This is a genomic window from Limibacillus halophilus, assembly GCF_014191775.1.
GTDB classification, from domain to species: domain Bacteria; phylum Pseudomonadota; class Alphaproteobacteria; order Kiloniellales; family CECT-8803; genus Limibacillus; species Limibacillus halophilus.
On record NZ_JACHXA010000006.1, the window covers coordinates 126285 to 140691 of the forward strand.

Genomic DNA, 14407 nt, shown 5'->3' on the forward strand with positions numbered 1-14407 from the left:
CTGGAGGTTCACGTAATCTCGCGATAAACCTCCAGGGTCGCAGCGGTAATTTGGGCGTCGCTGAAACGCTCCAAAACCAAATCCCGGCTGGCCTTGCCAAATTGCGCAAGGAGATCTTTGTCGCCCGCGAGCTTTCCCATCGCAGCCGCCAGGGCCGGGATATTGCCCGAGGGCACGATGAAACCGTTTCTTTTATCCTGGGCGATGGCCCGGCAACCGGGCAGTTCGCTGGCGATCAAAGCTCGGCCAACTGAAGCGCCTTCGAGCAGACAGCGCGGGATGCCTTCGCCGTAGGCGCTCGGCAGGACCACCGCATGAACCGAAGCCAAAAGGCTCGGCATGTCGGCGCAGTAACCGACCCATTCAATCGTGCCCATGCTTTCCCACCGCTCCAGCAGGGCGCGCTCCAGTCCGTCCGGATGTCCTGAATCCAGATCGCCGGCCAACAAAAACTCAGCCCTGACACCGGCTGCCCGAAGCTCGGCCGCGGCAGCGGCATAGCTTTCTATGCCCTTCGACTTAAGAAGCCTGGAAGCAAGAAGAAACCGAGTGGGGCCTTTGGGCAGCGGCGCCGGAGCGAAGCTTTCGGTATCCACGCCCGATCCGTCGATAACACGGGCGCGGGCGCGCAGACCCGGCGTCCAGGCAAGAAGAGCCCGGTCGCCTGAATGTTCGGTCAACAGCCTGGCCTGTGCAGGCGTCGCCAGACAAACCGCAAGTTTCACCGGCCAGCGCAGCAACCGCCAATCCCAGGACTCGGCGGTAAAAAGGTAGCCCAGGCCCGTCACGGCATGAACCATCGCCGGAACCCGGGCCAAGCGGCCCGCAAGGCCGCCCAAGACGACAGCCTTCAACGTCACGTGGTGCACCAGATCCGGACGCCGGGTGCGGTAAAGACGCCAGATTGCCGCCAGCGACAAAAAGGCGCCAAGGAGGTTGCGGCCATGACGGCGGAAAGGCAGTGAGTGGACGACAAACCCCAATGCGGCGATCTCCGCTTGCCGGGCGTTGGGGGCCGTGGCCACCTCAACCTCCCACCCGGCCGCGCGCGCCGCTTTCGCCAATGCCAGGCGATGGCCCAAAAAGTATCCTGCATCTGGAACCAGAAAGATTAGCCTTCGCACCATTCATACCTCGACTTCGCCAGGCGCGCCGCCAAGCTCAGGCAGAGATAACGGCTCTGTCGCCAAGGGGAAACAGGAAACCGCTCTCGCGCTTAGCTGTAGAGATAAATGATGTAGCCCGCATAGGCGGCGAGAAGGAGACTTCCCTCGCTCCGTGACAAGCGCTTCTCGCTCAGAATCAAGACTCCCACCAGAAGCGTCGAGGCAATGCAGATCCAGACATCGACCTGCGCTATTTCCGGAGAAAAGGGGATGGGCGTAATCAGGGACGCCGCGCCCAGTATGGCAAAAACATTGAAGATGTTGCTGCCCAGGACATTTCCAAGCGCCACATCGGAATGCCGGCGGATGGCGGCGACAATCGAGGTTGCCAACTCCGGCAGGGACGTCCCCACCGCAACCAGGCTAAGACCAACGACGGCCTCGGAGATACCAAACTGCATCGCGATGTCTATGGCACCTTCGATCAGCAAATTCGATCCCAGCACCAACGTCGCAATTCCGGCTGCGGAGACAACGGTACCCACACCCAGATTCGCCGCCGTCGACTTGCTTGGCAAGCGCATCTCATCGAGCAGTTCTTCCTCGGCCATCGGTTGACGGCTCTGCCTGCAATAGGTGTAGACCAGGAACGCAGTAAGCAACGCCAACATGACAATGCCCTGCCAGAACACGATGATTCCCATATAGCCGAGCGGTATCAGCAGCAGCGCACCGAACAATACGGCCAGCGCCTCTCGCCAGATCTGATTGAAGCGTGCGGGCATCGGATAAATAACGGCGGCAACGCCAAGAATAAGCAGGAGATTGGCGATGTTACTGCCGACGATATTGCCTACGGCAATGTCCGGCTTGTTCACCAAGGCCGCCTCGACCGAAACCACGAACTCCGGCGCCGACGTTCCAAATCCTACGATAACCACACCGACGAAAAGCGGTGAAACGCCCAGCGCTCGGGCCAGCACAACCGCACCACGAACGAGTGCTTCGCCTCCGACAAAGAGGAGAACCAAACCTGCTCCGACCAGAAAATAACTCATGGAATGATAGGCTCGTGCTGCAGCAATTCTATCCCCGATGGGCTATCCGGGTACCGGAGCCAAACGTATACAGATAAACGCAACAATTGGCGCATTATACGAGGACTTTTCACCCGAGCTATCACCGGAAGGCAATGACGCGTCATATTGGACCGCGCTGCGTGATTGCAAGGGCTTAGTTAAATTTGCCGGCCGGGGAGAAACGGCGGCGCATCGGCCTTATCACGCGAAATTCCAGCGCGAAGGAAGTCAAACCTCCTTTCCGCGCCTAGTCGGTCAGGCGAAACCGAACGGGTATTTCAAGCGTCGCTGCTATGCTTTGGCCAGCCCGCACCGCGGGTTGGAACCGCCAATCTTCCACCGCATCGACAGCCGCCCGGTCCAGGATCGAATGCCCGCTGCTGGTTGCGATCTGCACCGCGGCCACCTGACCGGCGGGCGTGACTTCCACACGTAACAGCACAAGCCCTTCCTGGCCGCGACGGCGGGCGATGTTCGGATAAGCGGGGGGTCGATTGCCTGGCGCCGCGACCGCCAAGCTGCCGCCAGCACCGCCGACAGCCTTGCCGTCCGAGGAAGCCAGGCTACCAATCGGGTCGACATTGTCTCCCGGTCCCACATTTTGCTTTGCGTCCAACGTGGCTGAGTGATCGGGCAAAGCTGCCGTTTGTCTGTCGCCGGGTTGCTCCCGAGGTTCTTCTATCGGGGCCCTCGGCGTGAGCGCCTGTTGATAAGCGACACCGGCATCTAGAGGCGGAGCCGGTTTGATCGGCGGCGGGTTGGGCAAGGCCTTTGCGAGGGAAGCTTCCTGAGGTTTTTCTGCCGAGCTTGGCGATGGCCGAGGCAACGGCGCTTCAGGATGAACCGTCACAGGCGGCTCCGAGGATAGGATATCGCTAGAAAGGGGCGACGCCTGTTCAGGCATGGATCCCGGTGGTGTGACCGGGTCCACGACCTTGGCAACGCTCGACTGCGTCGCCGCCACATCGTCCGGTTTTGTCGCCAAGGTTGGGCGGCTGAACCGCGATTGGGGCGGCACGGCGTAGGGAGCACTGGGTGTTTTTTCCGCATTTCGTTCATTCTGTGCCTCGCGCTGCGAGGGCATCTCCCGCCCTTCAGACGTCGGCGAAGCACTCTCAACCAACAACACCTCGATGGTCTGAATGTCCCCCATCTCAACCTGAGCGCTGCCACTCCATCCGATGAGCGCGGCCAAGGCGACGCCGTGCAGCAGCAATGACAGAAATGCCGTGATCAAGGTTGGTACGCCCGCAAGACGGCCTGACGAAACGATCGCCGTCGGCAACAAAGGCCGCTCCACCGCAGCTTCCAGACTTACACCATGCCGCACCACTTGGGTCATCGTGCTTTCCCACCCTCGGCGCTTTCCGAGCGCCCGCCGTCCAACCTGCGCCAAGGAACAACAAAGAAGCGGTCTCCCTGCTCGCCTGTCAGCGCCTCGACCCGGTAAATCTCCGCCAAGCGGGCAGCGGTCATTTCCGTCCTGGGATCACCTTCCGCGACAAGGCGGCCCTGATTGAACAGTGCAACGCGGTCGCAAAAGCGCCCGGCCAGGGTTAAATCGTGCAGGACCACGGCCACACCCATCCCTCGACCAGCCAAAACGGTCAGGCACTCCATCATCTCCAGACGGTGATAAGGGTCGAGTCCGGCGACCGGCTCGTCCGCAAGCAGCATCTTGGGTCGCCCGGCTAGCGCTCTGGCCAGCATCACACGGGCACGCTCGCCACCCGACAACTCCGTTGCGATTCTCCCGGCAAGGTTCTCTACATCGCCGAGCTGCATAGCCTCGGCCACCGCGGCCTCACCCTCGGGATCACGACCCCAACCCGTCTGGTGCGGCAAGCGCCCCAAAGCAACCACGTCGCGAACCGGAAGCGGCCAGTGGACCTCGGCAGCCTGCGGCAGGTAGGCAAGATCACGCGCCAGAAAAGTACGATCCCAGGTTTCAACCGGGCGCTCGGCAAACCGCACCGTACCCGCGCTCAGCGGCAGCAAGCCGACGCAAGCGCGCAGGAAGGTCGTCTTTCCCGCGCCGTTTGGGCCGATCAATCCCAGAACCTCGCCGGGGTGCAGCGCCAGTGAGACCTGCGAAAGCACACTCCGCCCGGCAAGTTCAACAGAGATTTGATCGGATTCCAGAAGGGTCATAGTGCCCTCCTCTGTCGCAGCACAAGCCAAAGGAAGAACGGCGCTCCGATCAGGGCCGTCACCACGCCCAGCTTCAACTCCTGCCCGTTCGAGAAGAGCCGTACCACCAGATCGGCGGCGAGAAGCAGCAGACCTCCACCAAGCAGGCTAGCGGGAAGAAGACGGCTGGGCCGCTGGCCAACGAAGGGCCGCAGCAGATGCGGCACCACAAGGCCGACGAAGCCGATAGCCCCGGCGACCGCCGTAGCCGCGCCAACAGCCAATGCGGTACCGCCCACCAAACGCCAGCGCAAGCGCGCGACGTCGACCCCCAAAGAAGCCGCTGCGTCCTCGCCAAGCGTCAGGGCATCGAGCGAACGGCCCGTGGACAGCAGCAGAAGCCAACCCACGAGAATAAAGGGCAACACCAACCACAACTGCGGGAAACTTCGATCGGCGAGTGAGCCGAGCAGCCAGAATACGATCTCCAATGCGGCAAAGGGACTTGGAGCCAGGTTCAAAGCGAGCGACGTCAGGGCCGAGGCAAAAGCGCTCACGGCAACGCCTGCCAGGATCAGGGTCACGCTACCGGCCTGCCGCCCCGCCAAAAGCTGGACCAGCAGCACAGCCGCCCCGGCCCCCAAAATTCCCGCCACCGGCAACAAAGCCGCAAGTTGCCCCGCAAGCCCGAAATAGAAGGCTAGAACGGCGCCCAGGGATGCCGCGGCTGAAACGCCGATGATCCCCGGTTCCGCCAGGGGGTTGCGGAGATAACCTTGAAGCGCGGCGCCAGCCAGCCCGAGGCTGCCGCCAACCAGCAAGGCAAGAAGCGTGCGGGGCAGACGTAACTCGCCAAGGATTATGACGACCCGTTCGTCACCGCCAAGCAGGCCCCGCCAAAGATCCAGGGGACCTATATCGGCCGGGCCTATAGCAAGCGAAGCCACCGCCGCCAGGAACACAAGCAGCAGCAACACCAGATACAATATACCTGAGGAGGAGGTCGACCCCTCTGCCATCAAAGCACCCGTCGCTATCAGCCCTACACCTTTCGGTGCGCCACCGCTACGGCTGACCGCCCTGTCGAAACACCCCGTTCGTCAGGTGGGTGACGCTTCATTTGGGCCGGTCTCCTGACTTTGCGGGTCACAGCCAGCACTGCCGCCTTCCCAGTCGCTTCGCCGTCTCATGAAGCTATACCAGTGGCCGATTGGCAGTGCTGCTCGCCGCTTACAGTTGCGGGGGCAGCCGCGGAATGGCACCGCGTTCCCGTAAGCCCCTTTCTCATCACATCGAAAAAGAGGCAAAACCCAAACTTCCGCGCAGTATCGTGACTTGCCCTGAAGCTGTCAACGAAGCGAGAACGACCGGAAATTCGCCGACATTTTTGCCTTTGCCTCATATGCCTCTAAATTAACGGTTCCCACGGAATCCCTTTCCGTGGGAAAGAGGCATTTCTGCCGCAATTGTTTGTTATTGCCTTGAAGGGCGCAGAACCAGGGGAGAGATAGACTATCGACGCTTACCGGTTCACATACCTTGCTAGTCTGGCCGTGCTGGTTCTTCTCGGAGCCGCGCAAACCCTGTCGGCTGAGGAACGCGATCTCTCTTTGGTCGGCGCCCCGAACATCGCCGATGATCTGGCCAAGCCGGCGAGCGACCCTGCGAACGTCAACACCAACACGGATACCGAGGAAAGTACGGGCGGCGAATCCTACAGTGTGACGATCACAGGCCTGGAGGAGTCGAAAAAACTCGAAGAGCTTATCCAGCAAACCTCACAACTGCTATCGCTTCAGGATCAACGGCCGCAAACCCGCGGTGGTTTGCGACGGCGTATCGACAACGACATCGAGCGCTTTTCGAAGACGCTCCGTTCGGAAGGCTACTACGACAGCAAACTGTCCTATGAGATTTCGGAGGGCGACCCGGCTGCCGTGATCATCTCCATCGAGCGTGGCCCAACCTACCGACTGGCGGAATACAAGATCATTGATGAAGCCGAGAATCAGCCCGGCGCAGCTTACGAGCAACGTCTGGAGGACTTGGGACTGGGCCTGGGACGACGTGCCCACGCGCCGACTATTGCCTCAGCCCAAACCAAGCTTTTACAGATGCTGCGTCGCGAGGGCTTCCCCTTCGCCAAAGTCACCGACCGCAAGGTCTATGTCGAACACGACAAGCAGATTCTGTCTGTGGAATTGTACCTGGATAGTGGTCAGCCGCACAAATTTGGCGAGGTCCGCTTCAATGGGGTCGAGAGCATTGATGAAAGCTATTTGCGGCACCTGATCGTCTGGCAGGACGGCGCGCTCTACGACGAGCAGTTATTGGACGAAAGTGAACGCAATCTCATGTCCAGCGAGCTGTTCGACAGCGTGACCATGGAGCCGTTAGCCGCCGAGGTCACGGATCACAAACTGCCCGTCGAGGTGGTGGTCCAAGAACGGCCTCAACGGACTATCGGATTCTCGCTCAATTTCGATTCCATCGATGGACCGGGTGGCTCGGCGCGCTGGCAGCACCGCAACCTTTTCGGCGCCGGCGAGCGTTTGACCCTTGAGGCAAAAGGCTCGCTTCTGGAGCAAAGTCTGACGGGCCGTCTGCGCAAGCCCTGGTTCCTGGGCGAGGATCAAACCCTGCTCGCAGAGGGGGGCTTTATCCGCGAGGACACCGACGCTTTCGAATCGAAGGCGATAACATCCTACCTTGGCCTGGAACGCACCTGGGGCGAGGATTGGACCTACAGCCTTGGCGGCAGTCTTGAGTTTGAGCAAAGCACCGACGCCCGCAATACGGAAGCCCGTACACTGGGGCTTGTCGGCGTGCCGATGGCCGCACAATACGACGGCACTGACAATTTGCTCGATCCGACGCATGGCCAGCGGTTGGGTGTCGTGCTGACGCCCTACTTCGCGACCATTGAAGAGAGCTTTTCCTTCACCTCGACGGAAATCAACGCTTCAACCTATCACGCCCTGGACGAAGACAGCCGTTACGTCTTTGCCTTGCGCGGCCGGCTAGGCAGCGCTTTCGGCGCAACCGCCGGGGAACTGCCTGCTTCCAAGCGTTTCTACGCTGGCGGCGGCGGTTCAGTGCGCGGCTACGCCTTCCAATCCGTCGGCCCGCTCGATGCGAGCAATGATCCGCTCGGCGGAAAATCGGTGGCCGAGATAAATGCGGAATTTCGCCTGCGCGTCACCAAGGACATAGGTGTGGTACCCTTCTTGGATGGCGGTATGGTCTCCAGCAACACAATGCCGAGCGGTAGTGAGCCGTTTCGCTGGGGCGCCGGGCTTGGATTGCGCTACCACACAGCCGTCGGCCCGATCCGCTTTGATTTCGCCGTACCGTTGAACAAGCGGGACAGCGATGACAATTACGCATTCTACATCAGCCTCGGTCAGGCGTTCTGACATCGGGGCCGCTGACGGAAGGGAAATCCTTGCGCCGAATTCGCCTGTTTATCCTGCTGCTGTTGTTGCCGCTGCTCGTGGTAACCGCCGCGATTGCCGCTGCGACCTATTGGCTTCGCAGCGCGGAGGGGCTTGCGTGGCTGAAGACGACCATTGAAGAAGCCGCCTCGACCCCCGGCGAAATGGAACTCCGCATCGCAGCCTTGAACGGCGACCCCTTCTCCAGCCTGGAGGTTACCGGTCTTTCGCTAGCCGATCCCGATGGCACTTGGTTGGGTCTCGATCGGCTGCGCCTGGAATGGCAAGTCGATGCCCTCTTCTCTCGTCGCCTGGAAATCTCCTCTCTTGAGGCAGGGACGCTTTCGCTTGCGAGATTACCTGCTGCAACCGCCGACGAGCAGGAAACCAGGAACGAGCTATCCATTCCTGACCTCCCTTTCGGTTTTCAGATCGACAGGTTGGTAATCGCGCAGATCGATCTCGGCCAGGATGTTATCGGTGAAGCGGCATCGCTCTCACTTTCCGGTCGATTGAAGGGCCGCGAACCGGGCGAATTGACCTCTTTCCTCGACCTGCAGCGTCTGGACGGCGATCTACGCGTCAAGGCCGATGCCGCCTATTCGATCGGCAGCGGCAGGTTGCGCCTCTCTCTTGACGCCTCTGAAGGCAGCGGCGGGTTGATCGCCAAGCTTGCGGGGGATCCCGCCTTACCGGCTGTCGCGCTGCATCTGACCGGCGACGCCCCCCTCACGGAATGGAAAGGAGAAATCGCGGCTTCGCTGGAGGGGCAGGCTACGCTGGACGGAACCCTTCTGATCAGTTCGCACGACGTACTTGAGGTTGCCTTCGACGGGCTCTTGGACCTGCCGCTCACCGCCGGCAGCGCAGCGGCAGAATTGTTGCCCGGCCATCAGGAATTCACCTTGCAACTACAACTCCCGGAAAGCGACCGACTTGAGATCAAGCGCTTCGTCCTTGCCGGGCCCGTGGCCGCCGCGCGCGTAACCGGGAGCGTCGATTTGACGAGTCTGGAAGCTGCGCTGGAAGGTAGCGTTAATCTGGTCGACGCAAGTGCGTTGACCAAACTGGCCCCCGATGTCCAGTTGGACAGCCTCGCATTCGTCTTTTCGCAGACCGGGCTACTGACGGCACCGGCCCTGCATCTGGAAGCGAGTATCTCGGGACTCCGCCTGCTGCAGCATCCTGGGACCGGGCCGAGCGCGACCTCGGCGAACCTTGTTCTCGACAGTCAACTTCTGGACCCGGAAAGCAAGCACTTGGCGTTATCAGGAGTCGTCAAACTGGAGGGTCTCGCGCTGCCCGACATGCCCCAGCCAGGTGTGCTTCTCGGCGGCAGCCCAAGCCTTGAGGTCGCAGGTGAACTCAATGGCGATGCACTGGTGCTGACCCTTTCGCGCCTGCACCTTCAAGGCGCTCTCCTCGATGCGCGTGCGAGCGGCGTTCTGCCCTTGAATGGGGGTGACGCCGACCTTTCGCTCGAAGCCGAGATACCGGATATCGCACCGCTGGGTGCAATGGCCGGACAAGCGCTGACCGGATCGGCCCTGCTGACCGCGAAGGTCACCGGCCCGCTCGATGGAAGCGGCGCCAAAGGGCAGGCAAAGCTGGATATCTCGGATTTCTCTGCAATAGACCAACCGCAGTTGGGCGCGCTCATTGAAGACAGTCTCGTCCTTGCCACCGACTTTTCCTTTGGTGCGGACAGCGGCGTGGCGCTTTCCAATCTTGCTTTAAGTGCAGCAAATCTTTCGGTCGGCGGAAGTTTGTTGCTTGGCGCGGATTTCGATGAATTGGGCGGAAACTACAAAGTTTCCATCGCCGATATTTCCAGGCTGGCCGTCGACCTCGGCCTACCAATCGAAGGTGGTTTCACGATTGACGGACAGCTTCTGGGGAGTATCGCACAACCCGGCAGCCGCTTTACCGCCTCCCTCCCCGGGTTGGAGGCTGCCGGCTCTCTTATCTTGCCGGCGAACGCGACCTTGCCCCAGGGGAATGTCACGCTCAGCGTTGCCGACGCCAAACACTGGCGCGCCCTCGCCGGATTGCCGCAGCTTCAAGGTAGCGGTCAGATGAAAATCACCCTCGCCGGCTCTACCGCTGCGCCCGAACTGCAAGCCGCCGGTAGACTGGATCAACTGGTGCTGGCCCCGTCACAAACGATCGAATCGGCGATATTCGAGGCCCGCTTGACAGATTTGCTCGGCAACCCCGGCGGGTCGTTCACACTCGATTTATCGGGCATTGCAGCGTCCGACACCACGCTGGAAACGGCACGCCTAACGGCCAAAGGAACAGCGGAAAAACTTGATCTGCGCCTGGACGCCAAGGGGACCCAACCACTGGCCAGCAAACAGCAGCCCCTTGCCCTGACACTCGAAGCCCGGGCCAGTGAGCTCGCTGGCGGCCAACCGCGAGTCGTCGCTCAAACGGGCCGCCTGGAATTGGCCGGTCAGGTTCTTTCAATCATGCAGCCCGTGGACCTGCGGATCACGGAAAATGGAATTCGGCTCGCCGCACCGGAACTGGCGCTGGACGACGCCAGGTTCGCCGTCACCTTCACCAAGAGCGCACGCGGTGGCGATCTCGACGCGCAGATCGCAAATCTGCCGTTGGAACTGATGGAGTTGGTTTCTCCCGACGCAGGCGTTGCCGGTCGCCTCGACGCCAAGGTCAAGGTAAGCGGCAATCCGATGGCAACAGGCACCATCGATGTTTCAGCCAGCGATCTGAAGTTTTCGGCGGAAAAACGCCTGAACCCCCTACGGGCTACGCTTGCGGGGCGGCTCGACGGGAAAACCCTCGACATGAATGTCGAAGCAACCGGCTTCGCCGAAGATCCCTTGACGGCAAGGGTCAGTTTGCCTTTCCGGGTGAACATGGCGAGTTTGTCCGCCGACCTGCCTCAGACCGGGCAGCTCACCGGCGAAATGACCTGGGCAGGCGATCTTGCCCCCTTCGTCGATATCTTCGGACCTGCCAACCAACGCATGGGCGGCCGGGCCAGACTCGATGCACGGCTTTCCGGCACGCTTGCCTCACCGCGCGTGGATGGCAGCTTGAACCTAGACGGAGGCTTTTACGAGAATCTGGAGCAAGGCACCCTGCTCCAGGACCTGACAGCAGCGCTCAGGTTCAATGGTGATCGAATCATTTTGGAGACCCTGACAGCGAGCGATGGCAGTTCGGGGACGCTGTCGGCAACGGGTAACGTCGAACTCCAGCCGGAACGTGGCTACCCGGTATCCCTCGCCGCCGAGCTGAGTCGCATGGATCTGGTAAAGCAGGATCATTTGAAGGCCACGATCTCCGGCGACCTCACCTTGCGGGGCAGTCTGGTCGACCCGATTCTGGAAGGTGATCTGGCCAGCGATTTGGTGGATGTTTCCATCGCCAACGATTTGCCCGCCGAAGTGGTGGACCTGGAAGTCATAGACCGCAATGCGCCGCCACCGGTTGAAGCAGCCAACCAAGGTCCCCGCCTGTTTGCCGACATGCAGCTTGCGCTGAATGTCGAGCTGCCTCGTCAAGTTTTTGTCCGTGGTAGAGGGCTTGATTCAGAATGGTCCGGCGGCTTCGACGTCTCTGGCAAGCTTAGCGAGCCTTCCGTCATCGGCAGTCTGGAAGTGGTGCGCGGCCAGATGACCATCGCCGGCAAGATTTTCAAGATAACCAAAGGCACCATCCGGCTGCCCAACCGTCCCGGCGCGCCGCCGGTGATTGACCTGACGGCGGAATACAAGACTGATGGCCTGCAAGTCATCGCCAAGATTTTTGGCCCCAGCGACGCCATCGAAGTGGAATTGAGCTCTGTGCCTACGCTGCCGCAGGATGAAATACTCGCGCGGGTTCTGTTCAACAAACGCGGCAGCGAGCTGAGCGCGGTGGAAGCTCTGCAACTGGCCTCTGCTGTCGGGCAGCTATCCGGGAAAACCGGCGGTGTCGATCTCATGGATTCCATCCGCCAGGGATTGGGTGTCGATGTCTTGCGGGTTGACGGTGGAAGCGAAAACGCAGGGCCCAGCGTCGAGGCCGGCACCTATCTATCCGAAGATCTTTTCCTGGGTGTGGAGCAAGGGGCCGACCCGCGCAGCAGCGGGGTCAGTGTTGAGCTGGAAGTAACGCCCAACATCTCGGTGGAGAGCAAGCTCAAGCAAAGCGGCAGCAGCAACCTCGGCGTCCTTTTCGAGTGGGACTATTGAGGCGCTGCCGCCGGGTAAGCGATCAATCCTCGGCAACTTTGCTGTTCGCCAGCTTTTCCAAGGCCTTCACCATTCCAGAATGATCCCACCCAGAGCCGCCCATGGCCGCACAGGCATTGAAGAGCTCCTGGGCTGTGGCGGTATTTGGCAGACTGACATTCAGCTCGCGTGCAGACTGCAGCGCCAAATTGAGATCCTTCTGATGCAGTTCGATCCGGAAGCCCGGATTGAAGGTCCGCTTGATCATCCTCTCGCCATGAACTTCCAGAATTTTCGATGATGCGAAACCGCCCATCAACGCTTCGCGCACCTTGGCCGGATCGGCGCCCGCCTTGGCTGCGAACACCAACGCTTCCGAGACGGCTTCGATGTTCAGAGCAACGATGATCTGGTTGGCGACCTTACAAGTCTGACCATCGCCATTGTTCGTGCCGACCAACGTGATGTTCTTTCCCATCAACTCAAAAAGCGGCTTGATCTTGTCGAAGGTTTCCTGCGCGCCCCCCACCATGATCGTCAGCGCCGCGTTCTCTGCCCCAACCTGCCCCCCGGACACGGGCGCGTCCAGATAGCCGCAGCCGGTAGCCGTGATACGCCGGGCAAAATCCTTGGTCGCCGTCGGGGAGATCGAACTCATATCGACGACGGTCTTGCCCTTCGACAGACCCGCCGCCACACCGGATTCACCAAACAGCACTTCCTCTACCTGCGGGGTATCCGGAACCATCAAAATGATAATCTCCGATTTCTCCGCGACTTCCTTGGCGCTGGCGCAACTGACCGCACCCTTGTCCGCATTGACTTTGGGAACCGGGCTTCGGTGAGTCACCGTAAAGAGTTCATGCCCTGCATCTTGCAAGTGGGCCGCCATGGGACTTCCCATGATCCCCAAGCCGATGAAACCGATTTTTGCCATGTCCTATCTCCCTCGAATCAAACCTGATCTATATCTCTTCACGCGTTTGCCGCGTTGACAATGCCGCGATACGGCGCAACCGGGTAGAACTCGAAGGTAAGCAAATTCTTTTGAGCTAGCGGCAACTCCGACAGGCGTTGACGCGCTTCGTCTTCGCTGGCTGCCTCGCAAACCATGACCGCGCCCTTGCCATCGCTACGGCTGTAAATCTCGCGCACGAAGTCTTCGGCCATCAAAGACAGTGCCTTTTTCGACTCTGGCCCAAGCAATGGCTGAAACTCCTCGGCGGGACGATCCGCACGCGTCGCGATCACAATGATTTTCATCTGATTTTCTCCTACTCTTGTTTGCCGTCGCCAGGCTAGGTCTCTTGGAAATGGATGTTGACCCCGAAAGGTGCGTGTTAGCGCGAGGGCTTCTTGAGCTGCCGGCCCTTCACCCGTTTGGCCGTGCTGAACTTGCCCCCGGCTGACATGTGGGTCAAAGTCTGGCGATATGAACCACAAGGGGCAAGCCTCTTGAAACGATTTGAGGAAACCCAGCCAATGAAGGTTTCGTGAGGATGGCCGCTTCAGGTTCCAAAACAGTTATTTATGCCGCCTTGGTCGGCAATCTCCTGATCGCGGTGACGAAGTTCGGCGCTGCCCTTTATACAGGCAGTTCCGCCATGTTGAGCGAGGCCATTCACTCATTGGTGGATAGCGGCAATCAGGGCTTGTTGCTCTATGGTCTTCGTCGCGCCAAGCGGCCAGCCGACGACCGCCACCCCTTCGGTTACGGCATGGAACTCTACTTTTGGGCTTTCGTGGTGGCGATCCTGATATTTGCGGTCGGATCGGGCGTCTCGCTTTATGAAGGCATCTTGAAGATACTTGAGCCGCATCCCATTACAAATCCACTCATCAATTATGTAGTCCTGGGCGCCGCCATCATTTTCGAAGGCGTTGCCTGGACAATGGCCTTCAAGGAATTCCAACGCACCAAAGGCACCCGCGGTTGGATGGAGGCCGTGCGTCAAAGCAAGGATCCGGCACTCTTTACGGTCCTGTTCGAAGATAGCGCCGCCATGGCTGGGTTGATTGTCGCGCTGGTCGGCATCTACCTGTCGCAAGCCCTGAACATGCCTTGGCTGGACGGCGCCGCGTCGGTGGGAATTGGCATCATCTTGGCCGTGGTTGCGATGCTCCTGGCTTACGAGTGCAAAGGACTCCTGATCGGCGAATCTGCCGACAAAGCTTTGGTCGATAGCGTATCCCGCATCATACGGAGCGAGCCGACCGTCAATCGCCTCAACGAGTTGCGTTCGATGCATCTGGGACCGCGAGATGTGCTGCTGGCCGTCAGCATCGACTTCCGAGACGGGCAAACCGTCGGCGAGGTTGAAAGCACGGTTTTCCGCCTGGAGCGGCGGATCAAACAACAGTTTCCTGAGGTTCGCCGCATCTTTATAGAGGTACAATCGCACGGCGATCATAAACGCATGGTCGCCTCGGAACGCTAGCGCTCACAGGCCCCTCGTGTTAGTGAAAGCATCGAG

The 14407-nt window shown here is 60.2% G+C and carries 10 protein-coding genes and 1 riboswitch; of the genes, 3 read left to right on the forward strand and 7 right to left on the reverse strand.

Annotated features, from left to right (window positions below):
- Positions 1-8: 8 nt before the first annotated feature.
- The 5 genes from FHR98_RS11600 to FHR98_RS11620 all read right to left on the reverse strand — a co-directional run bounded on the left by FHR98_RS11600 (position 9) and on the right by FHR98_RS11620 (position 5334).
- The gene (locus FHR98_RS11600) at positions 9-1127 is read right to left on the reverse strand and encodes a glycosyltransferase family 4 protein (RefSeq protein WP_183416858.1); all 1119 of its coding nucleotides are present in this window, start codon (positions 1125-1127) and stop codon (positions 9-11) included.
- An 89-nt stretch (positions 1128-1216) separates the two neighbouring features.
- The gene (locus FHR98_RS11605; RefSeq protein WP_183416859.1) at positions 1217-2164 is read right to left on the reverse strand and encodes a calcium/sodium antiporter; all 948 of its coding nucleotides are present in this window, start codon (positions 2162-2164) and stop codon (positions 1217-1219) included.
- 268 nt (positions 2165-2432) lie between these two features.
- On the reverse strand, positions 2433-3527 hold the full coding sequence (locus FHR98_RS11610) for an energy transducer TonB (protein ID WP_183416860.1): 1095 nt from the start codon (positions 3525-3527) through the stop codon (positions 2433-2435).
- Positions 3524-4336: an ABC transporter ATP-binding protein gene (locus FHR98_RS11615; protein ID WP_183416861.1), complete on the reverse strand. Its 813-nt coding sequence runs from the start codon at positions 4334-4336 to the stop codon at positions 3524-3526. The genes FHR98_RS11610 and FHR98_RS11615 overlap by 4 nt, the downstream gene beginning before the upstream one ends.
- Positions 4333-5334: a FecCD family ABC transporter permease gene (locus FHR98_RS11620; protein ID WP_183416862.1), complete on the reverse strand. Its 1002-nt coding sequence runs from the start codon at positions 5332-5334 to the stop codon at positions 4333-4335. The genes FHR98_RS11615 and FHR98_RS11620 overlap by 4 nt, the downstream gene beginning before the upstream one ends.
- 87 nt (positions 5335-5421) lie before the next feature.
- A riboswitch (cobalamin riboswitch) is annotated at positions 5422-5644 on the reverse strand.
- Positions 5645-5868: 224 nt separating this feature from the next.
- Between FHR98_RS11620 and FHR98_RS11625 the strand changes: the two genes are divergently transcribed.
- Both FHR98_RS11625 and FHR98_RS11630 read left to right on the forward strand, forming a co-directional pair.
- Positions 5869-7731, forward strand: a complete 1863-nt coding sequence (locus FHR98_RS11625) for an autotransporter assembly complex protein TamA (protein ID WP_183416863.1) — start codon at positions 5869-5871, stop codon at positions 7729-7731.
- Between the two features lie 29 nt (positions 7732-7760).
- Positions 7761-11954, forward strand: a complete 4194-nt coding sequence (locus FHR98_RS11630; protein WP_183416864.1) for a translocation/assembly module TamB domain-containing protein — start codon at positions 7761-7763, stop codon at positions 11952-11954.
- Between the two features lie 22 nt (positions 11955-11976).
- On the opposite strand, the gene glxR is transcribed toward FHR98_RS11630, so the two are convergent.
- Positions 11977-12870: a 2-hydroxy-3-oxopropionate reductase gene (gene glxR, locus FHR98_RS11635; protein ID WP_183416865.1), complete on the reverse strand. Its 894-nt coding sequence runs from the start codon at positions 12868-12870 to the stop codon at positions 11977-11979.
- Positions 12871-12908: 38 nt separating this feature from the next.
- On the reverse strand, positions 12909-13196 hold the full coding sequence (locus FHR98_RS11640; RefSeq protein ID WP_183416866.1) for a superoxide dismutase: 288 nt from the start codon (positions 13194-13196) through the stop codon (positions 12909-12911).
- Between the two features lie 236 nt (positions 13197-13432).
- Between FHR98_RS11640 and FHR98_RS11645 the strand changes: the two genes are divergently transcribed.
- Positions 13433-14371: a cation diffusion facilitator family transporter gene (locus FHR98_RS11645; RefSeq protein ID WP_183416867.1), complete on the forward strand. Its 939-nt coding sequence runs from the start codon at positions 13433-13435 to the stop codon at positions 14369-14371.
- Positions 14372-14407 lie beyond the last annotated feature (36 nt).

What these genes read in the sequence shown, in the direction of transcription:
- FHR98_RS11645 (WP_183416867.1), top strand. Translation starts at nt 13,433, where the DNA reads ATGGCCGCTTCAGGTTCCAAAACAGTTATTTATGCCGCCTTGGTCGGC.
- FHR98_RS11600 (WP_183416858.1), bottom strand. Translation starts at nt 1,127, where the DNA reads ATGGTGCGAAGGCTAATCTTTCTGGTTCCAGATGCAGGATACTTTTTG.
- FHR98_RS11640 (WP_183416866.1), bottom strand. Translation starts at nt 13,196, where the DNA reads ATGAAAATCATTGTGATCGCGACGCGTGCGGATCGTCCCGCCGAGGAG.
- FHR98_RS11605 (WP_183416859.1), bottom strand. Translation starts at nt 2,164, where the DNA reads ATGAGTTATTTTCTGGTCGGAGCAGGTTTGGTTCTCCTCTTTGTCGGA.
- FHR98_RS11615 (WP_183416861.1), bottom strand. Translation starts at nt 4,336, where the DNA reads ATGACCCTTCTGGAATCCGATCAAATCTCTGTTGAACTTGCCGGGCGG.
- glxR (WP_183416865.1), bottom strand. Translation starts at nt 12,870, where the DNA reads ATGGCAAAAATCGGTTTCATCGGCTTGGGGATCATGGGAAGTCCCATG.
- FHR98_RS11610 (WP_183416860.1), bottom strand. Translation starts at nt 3,527, where the DNA reads ATGACCCAAGTGGTGCGGCATGGTGTAAGTCTGGAAGCTGCGGTGGAG.
- FHR98_RS11620 (WP_183416862.1), bottom strand. Translation starts at nt 5,334, where the DNA reads ATGGCAGAGGGGTCGACCTCCTCCTCAGGTATATTGTATCTGGTGTTG.